The sequence below is a fragment of the Pseudomonas crudilactis genome (assembly GCF_013433315.1).
GTDB classification, from domain to species: Bacteria; Pseudomonadota; Gammaproteobacteria; order Pseudomonadales; family Pseudomonadaceae; genus Aquipseudomonas; species Aquipseudomonas crudilactis.
This window is the reverse complement of the sequence record NZ_WXVV01000012.1, coordinates 157,531-181,372: the sequence shown is the minus strand read 5'-3', so window position 1 is coordinate 181,372 and position 23,842 is coordinate 157,531. Positions and strand designations below refer to the sequence as shown.

21 protein-coding genes are annotated in these 23,842 nt (G+C 60.7%); 5 read left to right on the top strand and 16 right to left on the bottom strand.

Annotation, left to right across the window (positions count from 1 at the left end; all coding sequences use genetic code 11):
* Positions 1 to 22: 22 nt before the first annotated feature.
* Positions 23 to 301, top strand: a complete 279-nt coding sequence (locus GTU76_RS15550) for a hypothetical protein (RefSeq protein ID WP_008079695.1) — start codon at positions 23 to 25, stop codon at positions 299 to 301.
* A gap of 7 nt (positions 302 to 308) precedes the next feature.
* Here the strand turns inward: GTU76_RS15550 and GTU76_RS15545 are convergent, their stop codons facing one another.
* The 9 genes from GTU76_RS15545 to GTU76_RS15505 all read right to left on the bottom strand — a co-directional run bounded on the left by GTU76_RS15545 (position 309) and on the right by GTU76_RS15505 (position 10,742).
* Positions 309 to 2,126, bottom strand: a complete 1,818-nt coding sequence (locus GTU76_RS15545) for a glycosyl hydrolase family 28 protein (protein WP_180699005.1) — start codon at positions 2,124 to 2,126, stop codon at positions 309 to 311.
* Positions 2,127 to 2,139: 13 nt separating this feature from the next.
* Entirely contained in the window at positions 2,140 to 2,508 is a 369-nt protein-coding gene (locus tag GTU76_RS15540) for a 5-carboxymethyl-2-hydroxymuconate Delta-isomerase (protein ID WP_180699004.1), read from the bottom strand.
* 23 nt (positions 2,509 to 2,531) lie between these two features.
* Positions 2,532 to 3,308: an ABC transporter ATP-binding protein gene (locus GTU76_RS15535; RefSeq protein ID WP_026000817.1), complete on the bottom strand. Its 777-nt coding sequence runs from the start codon at positions 3,306 to 3,308 to the stop codon at positions 2,532 to 2,534.
* Positions 3,309 to 3,318: 10 nt separating this feature from the next.
* On the bottom strand, positions 3,319 to 4,158 hold the full coding sequence (locus tag GTU76_RS15530; RefSeq protein ID WP_180699003.1) for an ABC transporter ATP-binding protein: 840 nt from the start codon (positions 4,156 to 4,158) through the stop codon (positions 3,319 to 3,321).
* Positions 4,159 to 4,169: 11 nt separating this feature from the next.
* Positions 4,170 to 5,087, bottom strand: a complete 918-nt coding sequence (locus GTU76_RS15525) for an ABC transporter permease (RefSeq protein ID WP_180699002.1) — start codon at positions 5,085 to 5,087, stop codon at positions 4,170 to 4,172.
* A gap of 62 nt (positions 5,088 to 5,149) precedes the next feature.
* On the bottom strand, positions 5,150 to 6,760 hold the full coding sequence (locus GTU76_RS15520) for an ABC transporter substrate-binding protein (protein WP_180699001.1): 1,611 nt from the start codon (positions 6,758 to 6,760) through the stop codon (positions 5,150 to 5,152).
* Positions 6,761 to 6,806: 46 nt separating this feature from the next.
* A complete protein-coding gene (locus GTU76_RS15515) occupies positions 6,807 to 7,820 on the bottom strand; it encodes an ABC transporter permease (protein ID WP_016987798.1) in 1,014 nt (337 codons plus the stop codon).
* 84 nt (positions 7,821 to 7,904) lie between these two features.
* Positions 7,905 to 9,515: an ABC transporter substrate-binding protein gene (locus GTU76_RS15510; RefSeq protein ID WP_016987797.1), complete on the bottom strand. Its 1,611-nt coding sequence runs from the start codon at positions 9,513 to 9,515 to the stop codon at positions 7,905 to 7,907.
* 72 nt (positions 9,516 to 9,587) lie between these two features.
* The gene (locus GTU76_RS15505) at positions 9,588 to 10,742 is read right to left on the bottom strand and encodes a mandelate racemase family protein (RefSeq protein ID WP_008079679.1); all 1,155 of its coding nucleotides are present in this window, start codon (positions 10,740 to 10,742) and stop codon (positions 9,588 to 9,590) included.
* A gap of 360 nt (positions 10,743 to 11,102) precedes the next feature.
* Here GTU76_RS15505 and GTU76_RS15500 point away from each other — a divergent pair, with 360 nt between their 5' ends.
* From GTU76_RS15500 to GTU76_RS15490, 3 genes are all read left to right on the top strand, one after another.
* Positions 11,103 to 11,828, top strand: a complete 726-nt coding sequence (locus GTU76_RS15500) for an oligogalacturonate-specific porin KdgM family protein (RefSeq protein ID WP_034152649.1) — start codon at positions 11,103 to 11,105, stop codon at positions 11,826 to 11,828.
* A gap of 95 nt (positions 11,829 to 11,923) precedes the next feature.
* Positions 11,924 to 12,766: an NAD-dependent epimerase/dehydratase family protein gene (locus tag GTU76_RS15495; protein ID WP_180699000.1), complete on the top strand. Its 843-nt coding sequence runs from the start codon at positions 11,924 to 11,926 to the stop codon at positions 12,764 to 12,766.
* Entirely contained in the window at positions 12,763 to 13,656 is an 894-nt protein-coding gene (locus tag GTU76_RS15490) for an SMP-30/gluconolactonase/LRE family protein (RefSeq protein ID WP_180698999.1), read from the top strand. Before GTU76_RS15495 ends, GTU76_RS15490 begins: the two co-directional genes overlap by 4 nt.
* 4 nt (positions 13,657 to 13,660) lie before the next feature.
* Here the strand turns inward: GTU76_RS15490 and GTU76_RS15485 are convergent, their stop codons facing one another.
* Positions 13,661 to 14,416, bottom strand: a complete 756-nt coding sequence (locus GTU76_RS15485) for a FadR/GntR family transcriptional regulator (protein ID WP_026000814.1) — start codon at positions 14,414 to 14,416, stop codon at positions 13,661 to 13,663.
* 198 nt (positions 14,417 to 14,614) lie between these two features.
* Here GTU76_RS15485 and GTU76_RS15480 point away from each other — a divergent pair, with 198 nt between their 5' ends.
* Complete coding sequence (locus tag GTU76_RS15480; protein ID WP_016987792.1) at positions 14,615 to 15,757, top strand: pectate lyase family protein; 1,143 nt, start codon at positions 14,615 to 14,617, stop codon at positions 15,755 to 15,757.
* A gap of 246 nt (positions 15,758 to 16,003) precedes the next feature.
* On the opposite strand, the gene gspF is transcribed toward GTU76_RS15480, so the two are convergent.
* The 6 genes from gspF to gspK form a co-directional block, all read right to left on the bottom strand.
* On the bottom strand, positions 16,004 to 17,215 hold the full coding sequence (gene gspF, locus GTU76_RS15475; RefSeq protein ID WP_016985711.1) for a type II secretion system inner membrane protein GspF: 1,212 nt from the start codon (positions 17,213 to 17,215) through the stop codon (positions 16,004 to 16,006).
* Positions 17,215 to 18,621, bottom strand: a complete 1,407-nt coding sequence (gspE, locus tag GTU76_RS15470; protein WP_180698998.1) for a type II secretion system ATPase GspE — start codon at positions 18,619 to 18,621, stop codon at positions 17,215 to 17,217. Before gspE ends, gspF begins: the two co-directional genes overlap by 1 nt.
* 151 nt (positions 18,622 to 18,772) lie before the next feature.
* Positions 18,773 to 21,145 carry a type II secretion system secretin GspD gene (gspD, locus tag GTU76_RS15465; protein WP_180698997.1) on the bottom strand — a complete coding sequence of 791 codons (2,373 nt, stop codon included), beginning with the start codon at positions 21,143 to 21,145 and terminating at the stop codon, positions 18,773 to 18,775.
* Positions 21,142 to 21,684: a type II secretion system protein GspM gene (gene gspM / locus GTU76_RS15460; protein ID WP_180698996.1), complete on the bottom strand. Its 543-nt coding sequence runs from the start codon at positions 21,682 to 21,684 to the stop codon at positions 21,142 to 21,144. The genes gspD and gspM overlap by 4 nt, the downstream gene beginning before the upstream one ends.
* Positions 21,677 to 22,855 carry a type II secretion system protein GspL gene (gene gspL / locus GTU76_RS15455; protein WP_180698995.1) on the bottom strand — a complete coding sequence of 393 codons (1,179 nt, stop codon included), beginning with the start codon at positions 22,853 to 22,855 and terminating at the stop codon, positions 21,677 to 21,679. The genes gspM and gspL overlap by 8 nt, the downstream gene beginning before the upstream one ends.
* A complete protein-coding gene (gspK, locus tag GTU76_RS15450) occupies positions 22,852 to 23,838 on the bottom strand; it encodes a type II secretion system minor pseudopilin GspK (protein ID WP_180698994.1) in 987 nt (328 codons plus the stop codon). The genes gspL and gspK overlap by 4 nt, the downstream gene beginning before the upstream one ends.
* Positions 23,839 to 23,842 lie beyond the last annotated feature (4 nt).

Sequence of the window (23,842 nt, the reverse complement as noted above, 5' to 3'; positions counted from 1 at the left end):
CTTGAACCGGAAGACGCCCATCATGAACAGCAAAATTGCAGCAATCACCCTGGCCGGCCTGCTCGCGGCCTGCCCGCTTTTCGCCTCGGCAGCCGCGAAGACCGCTGACGAGTCTGCCGCGCCACCGACCGCGCTTCCCGGCGTGAATCAGGCCGGCAAAGCTCAGTCCAACGCAGACAAGGCCGACAAGAAAGGTGAAGAGGCGTCGGGCTCGAACTCCGGCGCCGAGTCGCATGAAACGGCAAAAGATGCAGCCACTTCAAGCGACTCGGAAGACCTCGGTAAATCGCCGAAACCTTGATCAGGTTCTACAAGGGTGGCGGCTGCACATCCTTGAACGTCAGCCCGACACTCCCGGTGATTTGCCACGGGTTGGCAGCGCCGTGCCCGCTGAACGACACATGGTCGAACAGCGAATCCTTCAGCCCGTCGATCTGCGCCTGGGCCGGACCACTGAAGCGCACGCGCTCGAACACCAACCCCTGATGCCAGGCGTTGTGCTGACTGTCGCCCTTGACCTCGATCGCCTTGCCTTGAGCATTTTCGACGCTCACGTCGGCGACGCGGATATCGCGGAATTGCCCGGGAATGGTTGAGCGCTGGTAATCCAGCTTGGCGTTCGGATCGTTATAGTCGAGGGTAAAAATGAACGCCTGCTTGAGCGTATTGCGGATTGCCGAGTCGCGGAAGATCACGTTACGCGCCCCGCCGCCCATGAAGTTGGTGCTTTTCATGCGCAGACCGGCGTCGGTGCCATCGGAAACATTGTCTTCCGCGAGGATGTTTTGAATCCACGCGCCGGTATGGCTGCCGGCAACCACCATGCCGTGGCCCTTGCGGAAGTAGTTATTGAAGATCCAGGCATCTTCCTGCGGCTTTTGCTGCACGGCATCAGCCCCGGTGCCCGCAGCAAAATTGACGCAGTCATCGCCGGTATCAAAGAAGTTGTTGAAGACCATCGCGCCCTTGCTGTTGGCGAATTCGATGCCGTCGCCGTTATTGGCGTCGTAGGTTTTATGCGTGGTATTGGCCAGCACTACGTTTTCGGTTTCCAGGTTCATGATTCCGTGGAAGGCCGGGTTCACCACGGTGAAGCCGCCGTAGAACACATTTTTTACGTTGCGCAGGGTGATCAGCGACGAGCGCATCTGCCCGTAGGCATCCTTGACGTTCATGCCGCGCGCGACCGCTTGCTCGACTTGCGCCTTGGCCAGAATGCCGTCCTGCTGGTAGCGGGTGTTGTCGCTGGGCAGGTAGAACGGCAATGGCTGACCGCGCTCGTCGACGACATCGGCGCGGCGCTTCCAGCCGTTACCGTCAATAGTGCCTTTGCCAACGATGCGGATGTTTTCGAACGACTGATGCTGACGCGGATCACGCGGTAAGGCGTTGATCAATGACGCCGGGCGCACGGTGCTCGAATACGGGTACTGGATGTAGCCGGCCAACGGATAGTCTTCGGCACGCTCGGAACCCAACAGCGTTGCACCCTCGGCGATTTCCACGGTGATGTTGCTCTTCAGGTAGAGCGCCCCGCTTTTGTAGGTGCCCCTGGGCAACAACACTTTGCAGCCGGGGGTGCAGGCGTCGATGGCGTTCTGGATCGCCAGGGTATCGAGGCTTTTGCCGTCACCCTTGGCGCCATATTTCCTCACATCGAAGACGGCCGCGACCTTGCTCGTACGCTGCACAACGGGCGGGCTGTCGGCCGACTCTTTGCCATCGGTGCCCACCGAACGCACGGTGAACCGATAGGCCGTATCCGCTTTCAAGCCTTGCGCGGTGTAACTGTGAATGCCGATGCGATGATGAAAACCGGCGACATCCTGTTCGTAGAAGCGGTCGATGTAAGGTTTGGCCGGCGAGACACGGTCATTGTTGGCGTTGCTGCCGCCCAGCAACACACCGTTGGCGTAGACCCGGTAGTCGCTGATATCGGCGTGATCGGCGGGCTTTTCCCAGACCAGGATGATCTGCTGATCATCGTAGGCCAGGGTCGGCACCTGCAATTTTGCCGGCGCCTCCAGCGCCCACGACGGCACACTGCAAACCAGCGTCAACGTGGCTGCCAGCGACAAGGCCAAAGGCTGTTTGCGCTGCGTCGGAACAACATATCGATAAGGCATGAGCACTCCTTGTTCAGGCCGACAATCCGGCTTCTTGCAGATATTGGCTGCGGTTGACGAACGTCTCGCGGGGCATTTCCACAACCTCCATCGACAGCGACTCGACGTCCGGCAATAAAGCGACCAGCGCCGCCACGGTCGCCGAGGCCAGACGCCGGCGCTGTTCAGCACTGCGCCCGGACAACACCGACAGGACGACGTGGACAAAATCGTCCGCGCCCGCGCCGCAGCGGTAGTGCTCGAACGTATTGAGGCGCACCTTGATGTCGCCGGCCTTGAACAGACCGAAGGCATCGAGGGCGTCATGCACGGTAGCGAGCAGGGTTTGCGCGCCGACACGCTGGGCCAGGGTTTGCGGGCAATCGATAAGGCAATGCGGCATGTCGCGCTCCTTGATGGATCGGTTCAACCAGCGAGCTGGCGCACCGATTCCTGGCTGAAATCACGACTGGCTTGCACCAGCATCCGCGTGTAGGCGTGGCTTGCCAGATCCTGGCTGAGCGCCTGACTGTCGAGCAACTCGACGATCTTGCCCTGCTGCATCACCGCCACCCGATCACACAGGTGCGTGACCACACCGAGATCGTGAGTGACCATCAGGTAGGTGAGTTTCTCGCGCCGGCGCAAATCCGCCAGCAGATTGAGAATCTCCGCCTGCACCGAGACATCCAGCGCCGAGGTCGGCTCATCGAGCAGCAACACGCGTGGCTCGAGAATCAGCGCACGGGCAATTGCCACGCGCTGGCGCTGGCCACCGGACAACTGGTGCGGATAGCGAAAACGGTAACTGTCGTTCAGACCGACCTTGAGCAGGATCTCGTTGATCCGGTCGTCCTTGTCGCGCACGCCGTGAATAATCAGCGGCTCACGCAATGCCGTGTCGACGGTGTGGCGCGGATGCAGCGAGCCGTAAGGGTCCTGGAACACCATCTGCACCTGACGGAAATGCTCCTTGGGAATCTTGTGCTGCAACGGCGCGCCGGCAATGCTCAACTCGCCGGTCCAGTGCCGGTACTGCCCGGCCAGGCAGCGCAATACGGTGGTCTTGCCGGAGCCGGACTCCCCCACCAGGCCGAAGGATTCGCCGTCGGCGACACTGAGGTTGACGTCGTGCAGCACCTGATTGAGGGCCGGGCCGGCGCCGAAACTCAGGTTCAGCGCGTGTGCTTGGATCATGGACATGGTCGATTCCTCAGCAAGTCAGCCACAGTGGATCGCGTTGCAACACCGGCAACCGTTCGCGACGGTTGTCCATGCTCGGCAATGCCGCCATCAGGCCTCGGGTATAGGGATGTTGTGCATGTTGCAGGTCACCGGCGGCCAGCGATTCGACCACCCTGCCGGCGTACATCACCAACACGCGGTCGCAGTAATTGCGCACAAGGTTGAGGTCGTGACTGACGAAAATCAGACCCATTTCCTGCTGTTCGACCAGTTCTTCCAGCACGTTGAGCACTTGCTGACGCACCGACACATCAAGGGCCGAGGTCGGCTCGTCGGCGATGATCATCTGTGGACGAGTGATGACCATCATCGCGATCATGATGCGCTGACCCATACCACCGGAAACCTCATGCGGGTACAGGTTGTAGACCCGTTGCGGATCACGGATATGGACCTTCTCGAGCATTTCCAGCACCCGCTCGCGGGCCTCGCTGCGGCTGGCCTTGTGGTGCGCCAGATACGCCTCGGCAATCTGATCGCCAACCTTGACCACCGGGTTCAGCGAGTATTTCGGGTCCTGCATGATCATCGAAATGCGCTGGCCACGAATCTTCTGCATGACCTTTTCGCCGGCTGACAGCAGATCGACTTCACCGAACTGCATGGCCTTGGCGGTGATCCGCGCGCTGGCCGGGTGCAGCTTCAGCAAGCTGCGACCGACCGTCGATTTGCCCGAGCCCGATTCACCGACGATGGCGAGTTTTTCCCGCCCGAGGGTGAAGGACACATCGCGCACGGCGTGGGTTTCTTTCTGAGCATTGACGAAGCGCACATTGAGCCCTTCGACGTTCAATTTGATTGCAGACATACAGCCTCCGATTACTCGCTGCGCGGATCAAGAATGTCCCGCAGGCCGTCGCCCAACAGGTTGAAAGCCAGGCTGACCAACATGATTGCGGCCCCCGGAACAGCCACCAGCCACCAGCACTCGAGCATGTAGCGGCGCCCGGTGGAAATCATCGCGCCCCACTCCGGCGACGGCGCCTGCGCACCGAGGCCGAGAAAGCCCAGTGCCGCTGCGGTGAGGATGATCCCGGCCATGTTCATGGTCAGGCGGATGATCACCGACGACATGCACATCGGCACGATGTGCCGCAGGATGATTCGCGTGGACGAAGCCCCTTGCAGCTCGACCGCCACGACGAAGTCAGCCTTGCGCAACGACAGGGTTTCCGCCCGCGCCAATCGCGCAATCGACGGCCACGACGTCAGCGCAATCGCTACCACCGCGTGTTCCAGGCCCGGACCGAGCGCAGCGATAAATGCCAGCGCCAGCACCAGGCTGGGAAAGGAGATGAAGATGTCGGTCAGGCGCATGAACACCGTGTCGACAACACCGCCGTAGTAGCCGGAGACGGTGCCGATAAACAGCCCGATCGGGCCGACGATCACGGTCACCAGGGTGATGATGTACAGCGTGATGCGCGAGCCGTAGACCAGCCGACTGAAGATATCCCGGCCGTATTCATCGGTGCCGAACCAGTGGGCAGCGCCCGGCGCCTGCAGGGCATTGGCGAGGTTCTGCGCCACCGGATCATGGGTGGCGATCCACGGTGCAAACAGCGCCACCACCACCAGCACCAGCGCGACCAGCAATCCGGCCAGGGTCATCGGGTTGCGCAACAAGTGCCGCAAGACTTTCAGGGCACTTTTGCAGAAGGCGTCGAAGCTGGATCCGGGGGTACGATCCAACCGCCGCTTGGCGCTCGAATCAGTAGAAGACATGTTGGCAATCATGGGCATGTTCTCGGATTGAATTCAGGATTACCCGGCGCGTAAGCCGACGCACCGGGCAGCGTTCAGCGTTGTTTGTAGACACCCAGATAGCGCGTTGCCTCGGCATCGTCACCGGCGAAACCCTTGACGTCGGCGGCGCTGACCACGGTGTCGGTCATCTGCGAAATCATCATGATCGGGCCGACCTGCTCGTCGTAGATTTTCTGCGCCTGGTGATACAGGTTCAGGCGCTGGCCGGCATCGCGTTCGACCCCGGCCTGATCAATCAGGCTATTGAGCTGCGGACTGAAAAACGACGCGCGCCAACCCTGGAAATTCGGCAGGCCGGCGTCATCGCTGTTGTTGGGGTTGTAGGCAAACGTGCGCAGGCTGAAATACGGATGCGGATAGCGCTCGGCCCCGCGCGCAACGATGATGTCGAAGTTGCGCGCGCGCATGGCGCCGTACACCTGGTTGCCAGTGCCGTTGACGATGCTGGCCTTGATCCCGCCCTCGGCCAGCGTCGCTTGCAGGCGCGCGGCGATGTCGATGAAGGGCGGCTCTGACAATGTGCGAATGGTCGTGCTGAAGCCGTCCGGATAACCCGCTTCGGCGAGGAGTTTTTTCGCCTTGGCGACGTCCATGTGATAACCCGGATCCGGCAGGCGCGCCGCCAGACCGAGTTGCATCGGCTGCTGATTCAGCTGGCCGTAATACGGCATCACCTGTTCGTCGAGGCCCTTGTAGTCGATCAGGTTGCGCACCGCTTCGCGCACTTTGGGATTGGCAAATTCGGGTTGCTTCATGCTCAGCGCAACGTAATACATGGTGCCGCGCGGCAGTGACTGTACGTGGATTTTTTCCGAACCGTCGATGGCGCGGATGTCCGGTGCGGCCATGCCATACGCCAGATCGAGGTCACCGCGCTCCAGCATCAGGCGCAGCGACTGCGATTCGGTCATGTGCCGCACCACCACGCGTTTGAGCTTGGCAGCACCGCCCCAGTAACCGTCGAAGCGGGTCAGCAACAGCGAGTCGTTCGCTGTCCATTTGCTCAGCACAAACGGTCCGCTGCCGGCCTCGTTGGTCACCAGCCAGTTAGCACCGAGGTCAGCGTTTTTCTCATGCGCCAACGCTGTTTTGCGATCGATCACCACCGCGCTTGGCGAGATCGCCAGCGAGTCGATCAATAACAGTGGGTCCATGGTTTGCGGCAAGTCGACGACCAGCGTGTGGGTATCGCTGGCGCGGATCAGTGACTGAATGTTGTCGACGTTATAACCGTAGGCTTTCCAGGTCGTGGCCAGACCGAAATTGAGTTTCATCACCCGGTACAGCGACCAGGCCACATCTTCAGCGGTCAGCGGATTGCCGGAGTGAAACTTGACGTCCTGACGCAAATGAAAGGTTATCTGCTTGCCGTCGTCGCTGATCGTCCAGCGCTCGGCCAGTTGCGGCAGATGCTGTTCCGGATTGCCCTGATCTCGCTTGACCAGAGTGTCATAAAGATTGGCATTGACGCCGGAAGCGTCGAGACCTGGCGCGTTGGCCGGATCGATGGAAAACAGGTTGACCATGCTCATGCCGACGATCAGTTGATCGGCCGGCGTCTTGGCGCTGGCCTGGGTCATCGGCACCAGCGCCAGGATCGCCGCCAACAGGCCAGCGTGCAGTTTGGTAAATGCAGTCGTCATTGAAAAATCCTTCTTTTTATAATTTTTAGTGCTGCTGCCAAGCGTGTTAACGGGTGCGCGGGTCGAAGACCTTGTACAAGGCATCGCTGATCAGGTTGAGCGCGACAAAAATCAAACCGATCACCAGCACACAGCCCATCACCGCATTCATGTCGCCGAGCATCAGGCTGCTGGTCAGGTACTGGCCGAAACCCGGCCAGGCAAAGACCGTTTCGATCAGCACCGCGCCTTCGAGCAGCGAGCCGTAAGCCAGCGCCACTACTGTCAGCAGTTGCACGAGGATGTTGCGAAAGGCGTGACCCCAGACCACCTGGCGGCGCGACAAACCCTTGACCCGAGCGGTGATGATGTATTCCTGGGACAGTTGCTCGAGCATGAAGCTGCGCGTCATCCGACTGATATAAGCCACCGAGTTCAGCCCGAGGATCAGCGCCGGCAAGACGATGTGGCGCAAGGCGCTGGCGAAGGCTTCCCAGTCACCTGCCAGGCTCGAATCGATCAGCAATAGCCCGGTGACTTCGGGCACCATGCCGTCGTACGCCAGGTCGATGCGACCGGCGCCCCCGGCCCAGCCGAGCCAGGCGTAAAACACCAGCAAGCCCATCATGCCCAGCCAGAAAATCGGTGTGGAATAGCCGAACAGGGTAATCACTCGCGCGACATGATCGCCCAGTCGCCCTTGATTGCTCGCCGCGCAGACGCCCAGCGGCAAACCGATCAGCACACCGAAGAGGATGGCCAGGGTCGCCAGCTCGATGGTGGCCGGGAACACTCGGCGGATGTCATCGAGCACCGGGTGCCCGGTCAACAGCGCGTTACCGAAATTGCCGTGCAGCAAGTCATTGAGGTACAGGCCGAACTGGGTCCAGATCGGTTTGTCCAGCCCCATCGCCCGATACACCTGATCGTAGGTCGAACTGTCGGCGTCCGGCCCGACCACCGCCAGCACCGGATCGAGCGGCATGACCCGACCGATGATAAACGTCAGCGCCAGCAGGCCCAGCAACGTCACCAGTACCGTGCTGGCACGCCGCGCGGTATTGGAGGCGCGGGCTCCCATGGCAGAGGCAGTCATAACAAACATAGTCAGCTCCTGATAAAACGGTCACCGGTGCACCCGGCACGCGAAGTTCATCCGTGCATTTCAGCGTTTTTTGTAGACGTCTTTGTAGCGTGTGGTCGCGGCTGTGTGCCCTTGAAAATCGGCAACATCGGCGTAAACCAACACCGTGTCGGTCATCTGCGAGACCGGCAGAATCGCGCCCACTTGCTGATCGAGTTGCTGCTGGATGTCCTGATACTGCGCCAGTTGTTTCTGCGCATCGGGCTCGACTTCGGCACTCTCGATCAACTGATTCAACTCGGGACTGTAGAACGAAGTGCGCCAGCCCTGGAAGTTGCTCAGCTTGGCTTCGTCACGGTTATCCGGGTTGTACACCAGCGTGCGCAGGCTCGAATGAGGATGACGTTCGGCGCCGCCACCGCCACGGCCGACGATGATGTCGAAACTACGCTCACGCATGGCGCCGTAGATCTGGTTACCGGTGCCGGTGATGATGCTGGCTTCGATCCCGGCCTGCGCCAGCGTCGATTGCAGATTGGAGGCGATGTTGATGAACGGCGGCTCGGCCAGCACGCGAATACTGGTCTTGAACCCGTTCGGGTAACCGGCGTCAGCGAGAAGTTTTTTTGCCTCATCGACATTCAGTCGATAACCGGGATCCGGCAGGCGCGCGGCCAGTCCCAACGGCATCGGCCGCTGATTGATCACGCCGTAGTGCGGCATGACAGTCTGGTTGATGCCCTGGTAGTCGATCAACGAGCGCACGGCCTTGCGCACGCGCGCGTCGGCGAACATCGGCTGCTTCACACTCAGTGCGACGTAATACAACGTGCCGCGTTGCAAGGTTTGCGTGCGGACCTTGTCGCTGTTCTGCAAGGCCTGGATGTCCGGCGCCGACATGCCTTTGGCGATGTCGAGGTCGCCCCGTTCGATCATCAGACGCAACGACTGCGACTCGGTCATGTTGCGCATGACGATGCGCTTGAGCTTGGCCGGGCCACCCCAGTAACCGTCGAAACGGCTCATCAGAATCACGTCGTTGGCCCGCCAGTCATTGAGCACGAAGGCACCACTGCCGGCGGCGTGCGTCACCAGCCAGGCGGCGCCCAGGTCATTGTTCTTCTGATGTTCGAGGACTTTTTTGCGGTCAAGAATGAAGGCACTTGGCGAGGTCGCCAGCGTGTTGAGCACCAACTGCGGATCGGTGGGTCGCGGCAATTCAATGACGAAGGTATTGGCATCGGTCGCGCGCATCGAACGCTCGACGTTGTCAGCAGTAAAACCGTAAGCCTTCCAGGTCGACGCCAGTGCGAGATTGAGTTTGAGCACGCGCTGCAACGACCAGGCGACGTCTTCGGCGCTCAACGGGTTGCCCGATTGAAATTGCACGCCCTGGCGCAGATTGAAGGTCAGGGTCTTGCGGTCGTCGCTGACTTGCCAGCGCTCGGCGAGTGCCGGCAACAGCTGATCCGGCGCAGCGACGTCTTGCACCAGCAACATGTCATAGAGGTTGGCATTGATCTCCGACACGTCCAGGCCGGTGGCGGCTGCCGGGTCGAGGGACAGCAGATTGATCATGCTCATGCCGACGATCAATTGATCGGCCGGGGTTTTGGCATGGACGACAGGTAGCGCGGTCACCGTCAGGGTAGCCACCAGAACCCGCGCCCACAGCGAAGGAAGAATGTTCATAGCGAGAGTGCCTTTCTTATATTTATAGGGCTCTCGGACAGCCCGGCATGCACCGGGCAGCCCGCGTACACGTCAGAAGCTTTTAAGCGTGTTCATCTCGATGAAGTTGAAGTCGATGTCTTCGCCCAGACCCGGCAGGTCGGACAAATGCACAAAACCGTCGCTGTCCATCGGATCGACCAGGCGCTTGAGGTACGCCGGCACCTCGTCGTAATCCAGATACGGGTGCAGCAAGCCGCGCTCGTACCAGGTGCAGTTCTTGATCGCGCCGACCACCGTCAGGTTGGCTGCGCCGTTGCCATGGATTTCGCAATCCATGCCAAACGACTCGGCCATGTGCGCGACTTTCAGGCAAGGTCCGATCCCGCCGACCCCGGCGACCCCGGCACGCAGAATGTCGCAAACGTCGTGCTTGACCCAACTGGCCCGGCTCAGGTGTTTGCCGGACAAGGTTTCCGGGCCGAGTACCGGAATGTCCAGTTGCCCCGCCAGCCAGGCATAGGATTCGGCGGACTCTTCCATCATCGGTTCTTCGAACCAGGCGAAGTCGAGTTTTTCCAGTTCGCGTCCGATGTACAGCGCTTCGGTGCGGCTGTACCAGTGATAACCGTCGAGCATCAAGGCGATGTCCGGGCCCACCGCTTCGCGCACTGCCGCGCAGGCTTTGACGTCAATGCGCGGGCTTGGCGCGAACGAGACCGGCGGCATCCAGGTGTGCAATTTGATCGCCTTGTAGCCGCGCTTGACCAGCGTTTCGGCAAAGCGTCCATAGTCTTCCGGCGTCGCCAGGCCCTCAGGCAATTCATCGCCGCACATGGTTGAGCCGTACGCCGGCACCTTGTCGCGAAAACCGCCGATCAACTTGTGCACCGGCACCCCGAGCTTGCGCCCCGCCCAATCCCACAACGCCTGCTCGACCAACGCCAGCGCGCGGTCAGTCAACTGGCTGGCGCTGCCACGCTGCCAGTGCGCCAGGTCATGCCAGATCTTTTCGCGATCAAAGGCGTTCTGCCCGACCAGCACCTTGCGCACAAAACCATCCAGCACATAAGGACGAATCAGCTCCGGCGCACCGAGGGCATAACCCTCCTTGCCGTCTTCGGTCTGGATGCGCAGCAACGCCATTTGCGCCTGACTGACATCACCGGGATGAGCATGACCGGCGCTGTCGACTGCGCGGCGGGTGGGATAGGAAAAAACCTGGACGTTGACTGCTGTGATTCTCATGGACGTCTTGAGCCTTCTTATTGGATTTGTGACAGGAGTGTCGTCGGTTGCGACCGATCATAGGTCATCGTACAACACTTGAAAAGACCCAATAACACCTCTTCGAATCGACGCCTTTGCGGCTAAACGTCCAGCAAAGCGCCATATTTAAAGATGACTACGGAATAACAGGACTTGCTTTAGACCCCTATTCACAGGGCATATATGTATCAACATGTTTCTAAACTAGCAAAATCACATAGACGAGTCATCTTGTCGTACGATAACTTATATCTGTGCCTCAAATGAGAGCCATACGCAACATCGCGGTGCCTGTAGTACTCGTCAAACGACCCTAACAAAAACAAAAAAGAAGACCGTATGAACACCACCCTACGCACGCTCGTCACTGTCGCGGCCCTCGGCCTGCCCTTCTCTGCCCACGCTGACTCTGCCAGCCTCAACTACCGCCATCAGTACACCGAGGAGGACAGCGCCCACGCCGATCGAATCAAGCTCAACTACCGCCTGGACAGTGGACTGGGGTTTGAGGCGGAGATGAAATACCGCACGGCCGGCGACCGCAAAGATGTCGCCTACGACAACATGGTCAACAACGGCCATGAGTTCACGGTGAGCTACAACTACAAGCTCAGCGCGCAGTCGACGCTGACCCCGGCGTTTCAGATGGACAGCTCGAAGGATGCGACCGCCTACAAGTTCGGCCTCAAGTACAACTACAAAATCGACGACGCCTTTTACGTAGCGACGCGCTATCGCCTGGACCTGCGCAAACTCGATCGCGATCAGGTCAACAAAGACATGCCCGATCACTACAAGGATGACCAGACCACCCACCGCTTCGAAGGCTGGCTCGGCTACACGCCCGCCAACAAGTGGGCCTACGAATATCAGTTCATCTATTTCAAGACCGACTACATCCGCTACGACAACAAGAAGAACGACTACGAACAGAACCTGATCGTCAAATACAAGCTCACCAAACAATGGGCGCCCTTCATGGAAATCGGCGACATCAAAGTCGACTCCACCTCACCCGACCGCCAGGCTCGCTGGCGTCTGGGCGTGCAGTACAACTTCATGTAAGCCGCGCGCAGCTTTTGCCTGACGAGCGCGCATCGCTTGTCGGGCAGGCACCCCGCCGCTCCCCCTTTCACCACCGCGTAATGGAAGACCCGACCATGACCACACAAACCACGCTGGCCAAACCCTTCAACCGTATTCTGCTGACCGGCGCCGCCGGTGGGCTCGGCCAGATTCTGCGAGAAACCCTGCAGGTTCACGCCGACATCGTCCGCGCCTCGGACATCAGTGCGATGACGCCGAGCCGCGGCGCGCATGACGAAGTGATCAACTGCAATCTGAGCGACAAGGCCGCTGTCGCCGCGCTGGTCGAGGGCGTCGATGCCATCGTGCATTTGGGCGGGATCTCGGTGGAGCGATCCTTCGAAGAAATTCTCGAGGCGAATATTCGCGGCACCTTTCATGTTTATGAGGCCGCGCGCCTGCACGGGGTCAAGCGCATCGTGTTCGCCAGCTCCAACCACGTCACCGGTTTCTACTCGCAGGACGAACAGATCGACGCCCATTCGCCGCGTCGCCCGGACGGTTATTACGGTTTGTCGAAGGCTTACGGCGAGGACTTGGCAACCTTCTATTTCCACCGCTATGGCATCGAAACAGTGAGCCTGCGCATCGGTTCCTCATTCCCCGAACCGCGCAACTTGCGCATGCTGGCGACCTGGCTGAGCTATACCGATCTTGAGCACCTGATCGCCCGCGCACTGCTGGCCAGCGATGTCGGGCACAGCGTGGTGTACGGGGTGTCCGCCAACCGTGATCAGTGGTGGAGCAACCGGCACGCCGCGCACCTGGGCTTTGCGCCGCAGGACAGTTCCGAAGCCTTTCGCGCACAGGTCGAACAACAACCGGCACTCGCTGCCGACCATCCCGACCGCTTGTATCAGGGCGGCGCCTTTACCGCTGCTGGTCCGTTTGAAACGCCGGCGCAGACACGACCATGAATGCCGAACTGATTGTCGATGCGCGCAACGCCACCGGTGAAAGCCCGGTCTGGCAAGCCGACGAAAATGCCTTGTATTGGGTGGATATTCCGGCCGGCCGCTTGCATCGCTGGCAGCTCGACGGCCAGACCGACTGCTGGCAGGCGGACGAAATGCTCGCCTGTATCGCCCGCAGCGAAGCGGGACATTGGCTGGGCGCGCAGGAAAGTGGCCTGTTCAAACTGCGCCCGCAGGCTGACGGACGTCTGGCTGCGGAAAAGCTCACCGGCGTCGAGCACGCCCGCCCGCGCATGCGCTTCAATGATGGTCGCTGCGATCGTCAGGGACGCTTCTGGGCCAGCTCGATGCCAACCGCCATGGGTGCCGAAGCGGTCGGCGCGCTGTATCGCTACGACGCGCAAAACCCGAATGATGTATCGGTGCTGGCGCCGCAACTGGAGGAACTCGTGGTGCCCAACGGCTTGGCGTTCAGCCCCGACGGCCGCACCATGTACCTGTCCGACTCGCACCCGAGCCGGCAACTGATCTGGGCCTTCGATTACGACATCGACAGCGGCACGCCGCACAACCGCCGATTGTTCGTCGACATGAACGACCACCCCGGTCGACCGGACGGTGCCGCCGTCGATTCACATGGCTGTTACTGGATCTGCGCAATTGATGCCGGCTTGGTGCTGCGCTTTACCCCGCAGGGGAAACTGGATCGCGCGCTGCCGGTGCCGGTGAAGAAACCGACGATGTGTGCCTTTGGCGGCCCTCGGCTCGACACTCTGTTTGTCACCTCGATTCGCCCGCAAGGCATCGACCTCGCCGATCAGCCACTGGCGGGCGGAGTCTTTGCCCTCAACCCGGGCGTTCAAGGCCTGCCCGAACCCAAGGCCCGCGCCTGAGGCTTCAGACGTTCAACGCCGCCGCGTCTGCAGCTTCGTAGGCACGGCGCAGACGCTCGCGGCTGTTGGACAGATGCAAACGCATGGCTGCGCGTGCGGCGTCGGAATCACGCCGGACAATCGCAATGTAAATGTCTTCATGCTCGCGACTGAGGCGCTCCAGATAGGGCTCCTTGCGGTCATTTTCCAGGCGCTTGGAATGCAGGCGTGTGCGCGGAAGAATGTTGGCGCCCAGGTGCAGCATGATGTCGGTGAAATAGCGGTTGCCGGTGGCCAGCGCAATTTGCTGGTGGAACTGGAAATCCGCCGACACGGCGTAGTCGACACTGACGGCGCGGGAATTGATGGCGTCCAGCGAATCACGCATCAATTGCAGCTGTTCATCGGTACGCCGCGCACACGCCAGGCCAGCGGCCTCGACCTCCAAAGTGATGCGCAATTCAAGCACCGCCAAGACATCCTGAAGCGTGACGATGTTGTCCGGATCAATGCGAAAACCGCTCGGGCTGGGTATGTCCTGAACAAAGGTGCCGATACCGTGACGGGTTTCCACCAGGCCTGCTGCCTGCAGACGCGATATCGCCTCACGCACGACCGTGCGACTGACGCCGTGCTCGGCCATGACCTGAGATTCAGTCGGCAGCTTCGTCGCGCGCGCGAGTTCGCCGCTGCAAATGCGTCGCGACAGCTCGGTGACCAGGTCCTCCGCCAGGCTGCGATGCCGGCGACGAACATTGGGTGTGGCGTTGGATCTGTCCATCAGCAACAAAAATCTCGAATTTTCGAATAATTACGCATCATAGCCCATTCAGTTGTACGACAACGCACCAGTTCAATGATAGGATTTCTCATGCAGCGGACGTTCGATTCGCTGCACTGGCGATAAGGACGTCCGCTCGAGAAACACGTGGAGACATCGCGTGTAAAACACTCAAGTTAATCAAGGATCTGATTACTCATGACAAAACCAACAACCTTCACGGCCTGCAAACTGGCCAGCGCCATCGTCGGCAGCCTGCTGTTTTCCACCCTGCCCGCACAAGCAGCCGATATCTGGCTGGATGTTGCAACGACTGGCTGGGCCACGCAAAACGGTGGCACCAAGGGTGGCTCCAGAGCGGCAGCCAACAACATCTACACCGTGAAGAACGCCGCCGAACTGAAGACCGCACTCAGCGCTTCGGTCGGCACCAACGGGCGCATCATCAAGATTACCGGGCCTATCGACATCAGCGAAGGCAAAGCTTATACGACGACCGCCGATATGAAAAAGCGCGGTCGTCTGGATATCCCGGGCAAGACGACCATCGTCGGTACGAGCAGCACGGCGGAGATCCGCGAGGGTTTCTTCTATGCCAAGGAAAACGATGTGATCATCCGCAACATCACCATCGAAAACCCGTGGGATCCCGAGCCGATCTGGGACGCCAATGACGGCAGCGCCGGCAACTGGAACTCCGAGTACGACGGGCTGACCATCGAAGGCGCCAACAATGTGTGGGTCGACCATGTCACCTTCACCGATGGCCGCCGCACCGATGACCAGAACGGCACCGCCAACGGTCGTCCAAAGCAACACCACGACGGCGCACTGGACGTGAAAAACGGTGCCAACTACGTGACCATTTCCTACTCGGCGTTCAAATCGCACGAGAAGAACAACCTGATCGGTTCCAGCGACAGCCGCACCACCGATGATGGCAAGCTCAAGGTCACGATCCACAACACCCTGTTCGAAAACATCTCCGCACGCGCGCCACGCGTTCGCTTCGGCCAGGTGCATCTGTACAACAACTATCACGTGGGCAGCACCAGCCATAAGGTCTACCCGTTCAGCTACGCGCACGGTGTCGGCAAAAACTCGAAGATTTTCTCCGAGAAAAACGCGTTCGAAATCTCCGGCATCAGCGGCTGCGACAAAATCGCCGGCGACTACGGTGGCAGCACCTACCTTGATCAGGGTTCTACGCTCAATGGCACCTTGCTGACCTGCAAGTGGGGCACCAACATCGGCTGGACCCCGCCTTACAGCTACACCCCACTGAACGCGGACAAAGTCGCGGCCGACGTTAAGGCCAAGGCTGGCGCTGGCAAGATCTGATTGGTCGATGTAACCGCGTTAATGAAAAGCCCTCGGTAACGAGGGCTTTTTCATGTCTGCTTGAAGATGGTGCGGGGGTGAAGTCCTGACAAAAAATCTGGATTTTTTGTTGCCCGAACTGGCCCCTTCGCGAGCAGGCTCGCTCCCACAGGGATTGATGTTGTTAATGCAGTTACTTCACACCACCGAACACTGTGGGAGCGAGCTTGCTCGCGAAGGGGCCCGATCAGACACCATCAAAACCGGCTACTGGACCAGTTGATTGATCTCAATGATCGGCAGCAGCACGGCCATCACAATCACCAGCACCACCCCGCCCATCACCACGATCATCAGCGGCTCCAGCAGCGCGGTCATGCCCATCGCCCGCCGTTCGATATCACGCGACAGGGTTTGTGCCGCGCGCTCAAGCATCGGTGGCAACGAGCCGGTTTTCTCACCGCTGGCGATCAAGTGAATCAGCACCGGCGGGAACACATTCTCCACGCGCAACGCGGCGGCGAGGTTGACCCCTTCACGCACCTTGGCCGTGGCCTCAGTGACGCTCAGGCTCAGGCGATCATTGGACAAGGTCTGCCGCGCCGCTTCCAGCGCACGCAACAACGGCACCCCGGCACCGCCAAGAATCGCCAGGGTCGAGGCGAAACGCGCAGTGTTCAGGCCGAGGATGAAGCGCCCGAACAACGGCAACTTCAGCACCCGATGATGCCAACTCAGGCGCGCCGCCGGATTACGCAAATACAGGCGCCAGCTCCAAAACGCACCAGCCATGATCCCGGCGCACAGCCAACCCCAACTGCGGATGAAATCGCTGGCATTGAGCATCGCCAGGGTCAGCCCCGGCAAATCCTGCCGCGCCTGGGAAAACGCACTGACCACTTGCGGCACCACATAACTGAGCAGGAAAATCACAATGCCTATCGACACCAGACCGACCACACCCGGATAGATAAACGCGGTGAGAATCTTGCCGCGCAGGTTGTTGCGCTCCTCGATGTAATCCGCCAGCCGTTCCATGACCTGAGCCAGATCGCCGGACTCCTCCCCGGCCGCAATCAACGCGCGGTAGATCTCGGGAAAGTCCCGTGGTCGCGCCGCTAGCGATTCCGCCAGGCGCATGCCGCTGCGCACATCCGCACGAACGGCACTGAGCGTATGGGCGATGTGTTTTTTCTCGGCCTGCTCGACCGTGGCACTGAGCGCCGCTTCCAGCGGTAGACTCGCGCCCAACAGACTCGCCAGTTGCCGCGTGGCCCAGGCCAGATCGTTGTCCGAGAGCTTGGCGCTGAACAGTCCGCCACCGCCGTGCTGGGCGACGTTGCTTTCCTTGTGCACCGACAACGCGGTCAAACCGCGCCCGCGTAACGTTGTGAACGCGGCAGCCTGGCTGTCCGCCTCAAGGTGCCCGGATTCGATCTTGCCGGTCGCGTCGGCGGCTTCAAAACGATAGCGATTCATCAGGCGTCCCGTGTCACACGAAGGATTTCTTCGGGCGCAGTGGCGCCACTGCGGATCCAGCGCTCGCCGTCCTCGCGCAGACTGAACATCCCGGCTTTGGCGGCGGATGCGCGCAAGGCCTGCTCCCCTGCCCCTTGGTGGATCAGGGTACGGATGTCGTCGTCGATGCAGAACAATTCATGGATGCCGGTGCGGCCGCTGTAGCCGGTTTGATTGCACGCTGGGCAGCCAACCGGACGCCAGGTGCCGGGGGCTGCCGGGTCTTCTTGTTTGCACTGATTGCACAGGCGCCGCACCAAGCGTTGCGCGAGCACGCCGAGCATCGACGAGGCCAGCAGAAACGGTTCGACGCCCATGTCGATCAAGCGGTTGACCGCCGACACCGCGTCGTTGGTGTGCAACGTTGCGAGCACCAGGTGACCGGTGAGCGAGGCCTGCACGGCGATTTGTGCGGTTTCGAGATCGCGGATTTCGCCGATCATGATGATGTCCGGGTCTTGCCGCAGGATTGCACGCAGCGCCAAAGCAAAAGTCATGTCGATCTTGGCGTTGACCTGAATCTGGCTGATCCCCGGCAGGTCGTATTCCACCGGGTCTTCGACGGTGAGGATGTTGCTGGTGCTCGCATCGAGCCGCGCCAGTGCGGCGTAGAGGCTGGTGGTTTTGCCGCTGCCGGTCGGGCCGGTGACCAGCACGATGCCGTGAGGCTGACGGATCAGGTGATCGAGTTTGGCCAATACCTGCGCGTCCATGCCCAAGGTTTCCAGATGCAGACGCCCGGCCTGTTTGTCGAGCAGACGCATCACCACTCTTTCACCATGCCCGGTCGGCACCGTTGAAACACGAATATCAATCGGCCGCCCGGCCACCCGCAAGGCAATGCGACCGTCCTGCGGCAGGCGTTTTTCGGCGATATCGAGTTGGGCCATGATCTTGATCCGCGACACCAGCGCACCGTGCAACGCCTTGCGCGGCGAGACCACGTCACGCAAGGTGCCGTCGACGCGGTAGCGCACCACCGAATGGGTTTCGAACGGTTCGATGTGGATGTCACTGGCCTCGTCGCGCGCGGCTTGGGTCAGCAGCGCGTTGATCATGCGGATCACCGGCGCGCCGTCCTGGGTGTCGAGCAGATCGGTGATTTCCGGCATGTCCTGCATCAGGCGGTCGAGATCGACTTCATTCTCGGCCGCGCCAACCACCGCCGCCGCGCTGCCGGTGTCGGCATAGGCAGCGGCGAGCAAGCCATCGAGTTCGTCATCGCGCACGCGCTGAATCGTGGTGGCGCCAAACTGCCGCCGCGCCTCGCTGATCGACCAGCCCGGCGTTGACGGGCAAACGGTCAGCACGCCATCGCACAACAGAATCCGCTGCGCCTTGGCCCAGGCGTAAGGAAGTGCACTCATCTCATGCCCTCCTCAATCCCTGTAGGAGCTGCCGAAGGCTGCGATCTTTTGATCTTTGGTCGTTTGGGTCCGTCGAAGAGCAAGATCAAAAGATCGCAGCCTTCGGCAGCTCCTACAGGTCCGTTTTCCAGATCAAGAGGCGATGTCGGAGTCATTGGATCGGCACCGCTTTGATGGTTGCGCGTGGGCCGGAACTCGGTAACACCGCCGGCACACCCTGCGCTGCCGTCGGCAACTGCGGCGCCTGCATGTCTGGCATCGCCCAGCTGCGTTCCGGCTGCAAACCACCCTGAGCGCGGCGCATGAAGTCATAGCGATTGAGAGTGATGCTGCGCCCCGCTTCGCTGTCGCGAATGATGTACGGGCGCAGGAACACCATCAGGTTGGTCTTGGTGATCGCCCGGCGCTCGTTACGAAACAGCGCGCCGATGCCCGGCAAACTGCCCAGCCATGGCACCGCGTCATTGCTCTGGCTGTAGCCGTCCTGCAGCAACCCGCCGAGCACCATGATCTGCCCGTCGTCGAGCAAGATACTGGTGTCGATCGCGCGTTTGTTGGTGACAATTCCCGCCGAATTGGCACTGGCCGAAGCCCGCTCATCAATGCTGCTGACCTCCTGATAGATATCGAGCTTGACCGTGCCACCCTCGGAAATCTGCGGGCGCACATTGAGCTTCAAACCGACCTCTTCACGGGTCACGGTCTGGAACGGGTTGTTGCTGGTGCCGCCACCGCCCGTGACATAACTGCCGCTGACAAACGGAATGGTTTGCCCAACAAAAATGCTCGCCGCTTCGTTGTCCAGCGTCAGCAGGTTCGGCGTCGACAGCACGTTGGTGCCGCCCTTGCTCTTCAACGCCCGGGCCAGCACTTTCAGGTCGAGAATCTTGCCGATGCCAGGGATATCGACGGTGCCGTTGACGTAGCCCAGGTTCAAACCTTGTGGCAGTACATCGATGCTGGTCTTGCCGTTGACGTTGATCCCCGAACCACCGAGATTAGCGCCACCGATCACGCCGTTGCCGCCGAGATTACCGGTCTGCCATTGCACGCCGAATTCGCTGGCATCGTCCTCGCCGACTTCGACAATCAGGCTTTCGATCACCACTTGCGCGCGGCGCTGGTCGAGCAGATCGATGACTTCGCGCAAGTTGCGATACAACGGCTCCGGCGCGGAAATCAGCAAGGTGTTGGTGGTCGCGTCAGCCTGAATGGTCACACCGCCGGCACTGAAAGCGACGTTCTGTTCGCTGCTCTGCGCACCGCCGCTGCCGGTTGTGCTACCACTGCTGCCCTGCGCGTAACTGCCGCCCGTGCTGCCGCTGCTGTTGGTGGTCGATGTAGTGCCGCTGCTTTGCGTGCCACTTTGGCCATTCTGCCCAGCGCTGCCGCCGGTACTTGCGCCCATCGCACTGAGCACCGAACGCGCACTGTCGCTGGTGCCACTGTCGCTCTCGCCCGTGAGCAAACCACGCAGTGCCTGCGCCAGTTTCGCCGCTTGCGCATTACGCAGATAAACCACATGCAGATTGCTCGGATTGCTCTGCGCGTTATCGAGTTTGTAGATCAGGTTGCGCGCCAGTTCCGTGCGCTCCGGGCTGCCGGCGCGAATGATGATGGTGTTGGAACGCGGATCTCCAATCACCGCAATTTTCTGCGTCGGATCATTGCCCGGAGCATCGAGCAAATCCGCCACCATTGGCGCAATGTCGGCAGCGATGCCGTTCTGGATCTGCACCACATCCGTGTCGATCGCACTCGGCGAATCAATGCTCGCGATCAACTGCGCAACGCGGGTCAGGTTCTCGGCGTAATCGGTGATAACGATGGTGTTGTTGCCCGGATAGGCGTTGATCGGATTGTTCGGCGAAACGATCGGGCGCAGCACCGGAATCAGGTTCACCGCGTTCTCGTATTGCAGGCGAAACGTGCGCGTGAGCATGCCGTTACCCGCCGGTTTATCGGCGCTGTAGATCGGCCCACCCAGCAGTTTCGCATCCGCCTCCGGCACCACCTGCGCCACACCGCCCACATCGACCACACTGAAACCCTGCATGCGCAGCGCCGCCAACAACATGTCGTAAGCCTGCCGCGCCGGCACCTGACCTTCCGAGACCAGCGTCAGCGTGCCCTTGACCCGAGGGTCGACCAAAAACTGTTGGCCGGTCGAACGCGCTAACGCGCGCACCACCGCTTGAATATCGGCGTCGACAAAATTCAGTGTCACCGGTTGGTCACCCAACGGATTGCTCGGCAACGCGATGCCCGAAGCCGCCGCCCCACTGCGCGCACTTTTGCTGATGTTGTGCAATTGCTTCGGCACAGGTCGCGCTTGCGCCTGTGCCCGCTCGCGGTCGAGCACCGCGTCGCCGCTGCGCTGGGTGTTGGCCAGCGGCCGCCCGAGTTCACTGTCGACCAGCAACGGCGGCTGATTCTGTGGTGTGCTGGTGTTGCTGCACGCGCTCAACGCCATCAGCAGCATCGGCAACGCCAGACGTGCCGGTTTGGATCCTGACCCCTTCATGAAGCTTCCTTAGCGCCCAGCGCCTGATCCATGCGAACGGTGCCTGACAAAGTGCCGGCCGTATCGTCGACCTTGGCTGCGTCTGCACGCTGCAAACGAGCCTCGACCACTTCAAGTGAAAACTGCACGGGGTGGATTAATAGCCAACTGATGACGGCATCAGCGGGCGCATCCTCGAACGTCAACTGCCAAGCGGTGCCAATTGCCTGCAATTGGTAGCGACCAAGCAGCCCGCTGCCATCGAGAGATTGCTGCAATGACCGCTCGAAGTTTTGCCCAATGGGCGCCGTCGCCACCTCGCGCAACAACAGATCCAGCGCTTCGGTCTGGCCACGCAACTTCGGCGTTTCGGTCTGCCAATGTTCAATCTTTTTCAGCGGTGGCTGGACGAACAGCAGCCAGATCAGCACGCCCCCCAACATCAATGCGGTGCCCGCGACCAGGCGTTTTTCGCGCAAGGTCAGCGGCGCCCAATGCCGATGAATCTGTGCACGCAGCAGCAGCCAGCGAGCCCTATAGATCGCCAGTAGATTATTCATCGTCACTGTCCATGACGGCATCGTCCTCAACTGCTGCCGGCTCAACCTGCGGGCTGAAAATCCACACGTTGTCTTCGCGTCTGGCGACCAACCCGGCCTGCGTCAGCGCTCCCGGTAATGCGCCATCGGCGGATGCCTGCGCTGTATCGGCAGCCAACTCCAACTGCAAACGTCCCTGCTCAAAGGTCATGCGCTGGACGCTGCCCGCCATAAACGGCAGCGCGCTCGCGGCATGTTGCACCAGGTAGGCGAACCCGTGATTCGCGTCGGCCGCCACCCCATTGTGTCGAGCCGCCAGTTGCTGGCGAGCCTGCTGCAACGGATTGAGAATCACCGGTAACTCTGGAAAAGCCTGCTTCACCCGCTGGCTCATTTGCGCCTTGAGCTGCTCGCCCTGGGTCACTTCACGGGCTGCATAAAGGTTCAGCCCGGACACCCAGATCGCAATCGCCAAGGCACAACAGAAGGCTGCCCTGCCCCAACCGATTGTGTGTCCGGCAGCCTTGCCGATGCCTGCATGCAACCCCCATCCCGGCGCAACGCCACACCAGCGCTGCTCCGCAGGTCGTGGTTCGAAGACTGTTGCAGGAGCATCCGCGCCGATCCACTGCAAGCCGCGACCACTGGTGACGAGTTCATCCAGACGCTCCTGCGCCAACGGTTCTACCGAAGCCTGCGCACGGCTGAAGCGCAGCAGCAATTGCCCGTCCAATACACACGCGCTGACCTGCCCCTGCGCTGGCACCGGCAACGCATAAGGCGCCGGGTAAAGGCCTCGCAGCTTCAATCGGTGCTGAGTCAATAACTGCCCGAAACGATCCAGAGATGCCTGCGCGAGCCACGCCAGCGACACTTGTCCTGAGACCTCACGTGCACTGTGTGCAACGTAAATCTGTTCAGTGCCACCCAGAATCAGCGCCTGCGCGGCACACTTCACCGCCGCATCGATCTTCACCGGCGTCAGCGGTGGCAACTGCAAACTGGTCAGTACGCTGTCCGCCGGATGCAGAAAAAACTCGACGGGCTGTAACGGCCACTCCTGTTCAATCAGCAACAGCGTACTGACACCGGTCTGACTGACCTGGTCGTGCCGATCCAGGCGCGCAAATTCAACCTCAGAGTCTGAGGTCAAACCCGCCAGTGGCGGCAAGGCGACTCGCAGGCGAGTCATACGCCGAGCCTCGACCAGACCACTTTTGGCATGTCGTCGGCGGGTCGATGCAGCAGCGCAACCAGGCTGACGCGGCGCTGGTCACGACGCGCGTGTCCGCGCAGCAAAAACCAATCGCTGCTAATGCCGACGTTCAGTCCGTCGACGGTCAGATGCGGCAAGTGCAGACGGTTAACGAAGTCCCCACGATTGATGAACCACTGGCCACGATCGCGCTCTCCCACCACGGCCTGGGCCTGCGCTAGCGATAAACCCGGTACCACCGCCACCAACACCTCGGCGCTGGCAGTATTACCGTTGACCCAGGTCTTGGCCGGAATCAGGCTGACATACTGATTCAAGCGCCCAAGCAGTTGCTCGTTCATGCCTTCGAGGCCACGTAAATCATCAAGGCTGCGTAACATCGGCTGAGTGGCCGGCAAAGGCCTTCGACGCGCACTCGGCGACGTCGCACGGACGCCGTCGAAACCCGTCTGCGCCATACCCTGCCCGGCGGCTTGCAGGTCGGGCATTCTCGGGTAGGAGGCGATGACTCGCTGGCTGATGCGCCGGCTGAGGGCAGCATCGATTCCGATCATTTCGCAGAGGCGTTCGAAGCTGCGCAACTGTCCGCCATCGACGCGCTCATTGCTGAGTAAATTGCGCAAATTGAACTTGCCCTGCTGATCCTCGATACGCCCCTCGAAACCGCCCCCCGGCGCATTCAACAAATGGCTTTTGACAGGCTGCGCCCAAGGTTGATCGAGCCGGGTCAGCACGTCCTGTTGACGCGTGTCCCTGAGCAGTTGCCGACTGAGCTCCAGCCCCGCCAACAGCGCGGCAGCGCCCTGCACTCGGGACTGTTCTGCTTCAAGAGAACGGGTAAAGACGCTCTGCCGGGTGAGCATGCCAGCGGCGATCACCGCGACCACAGCGGCAATAAGCAAGGCGCTGATAATGGCCATGCCGCGCTGTTTCTGCGCCTGTGGCGACGATGATTTCATGGCC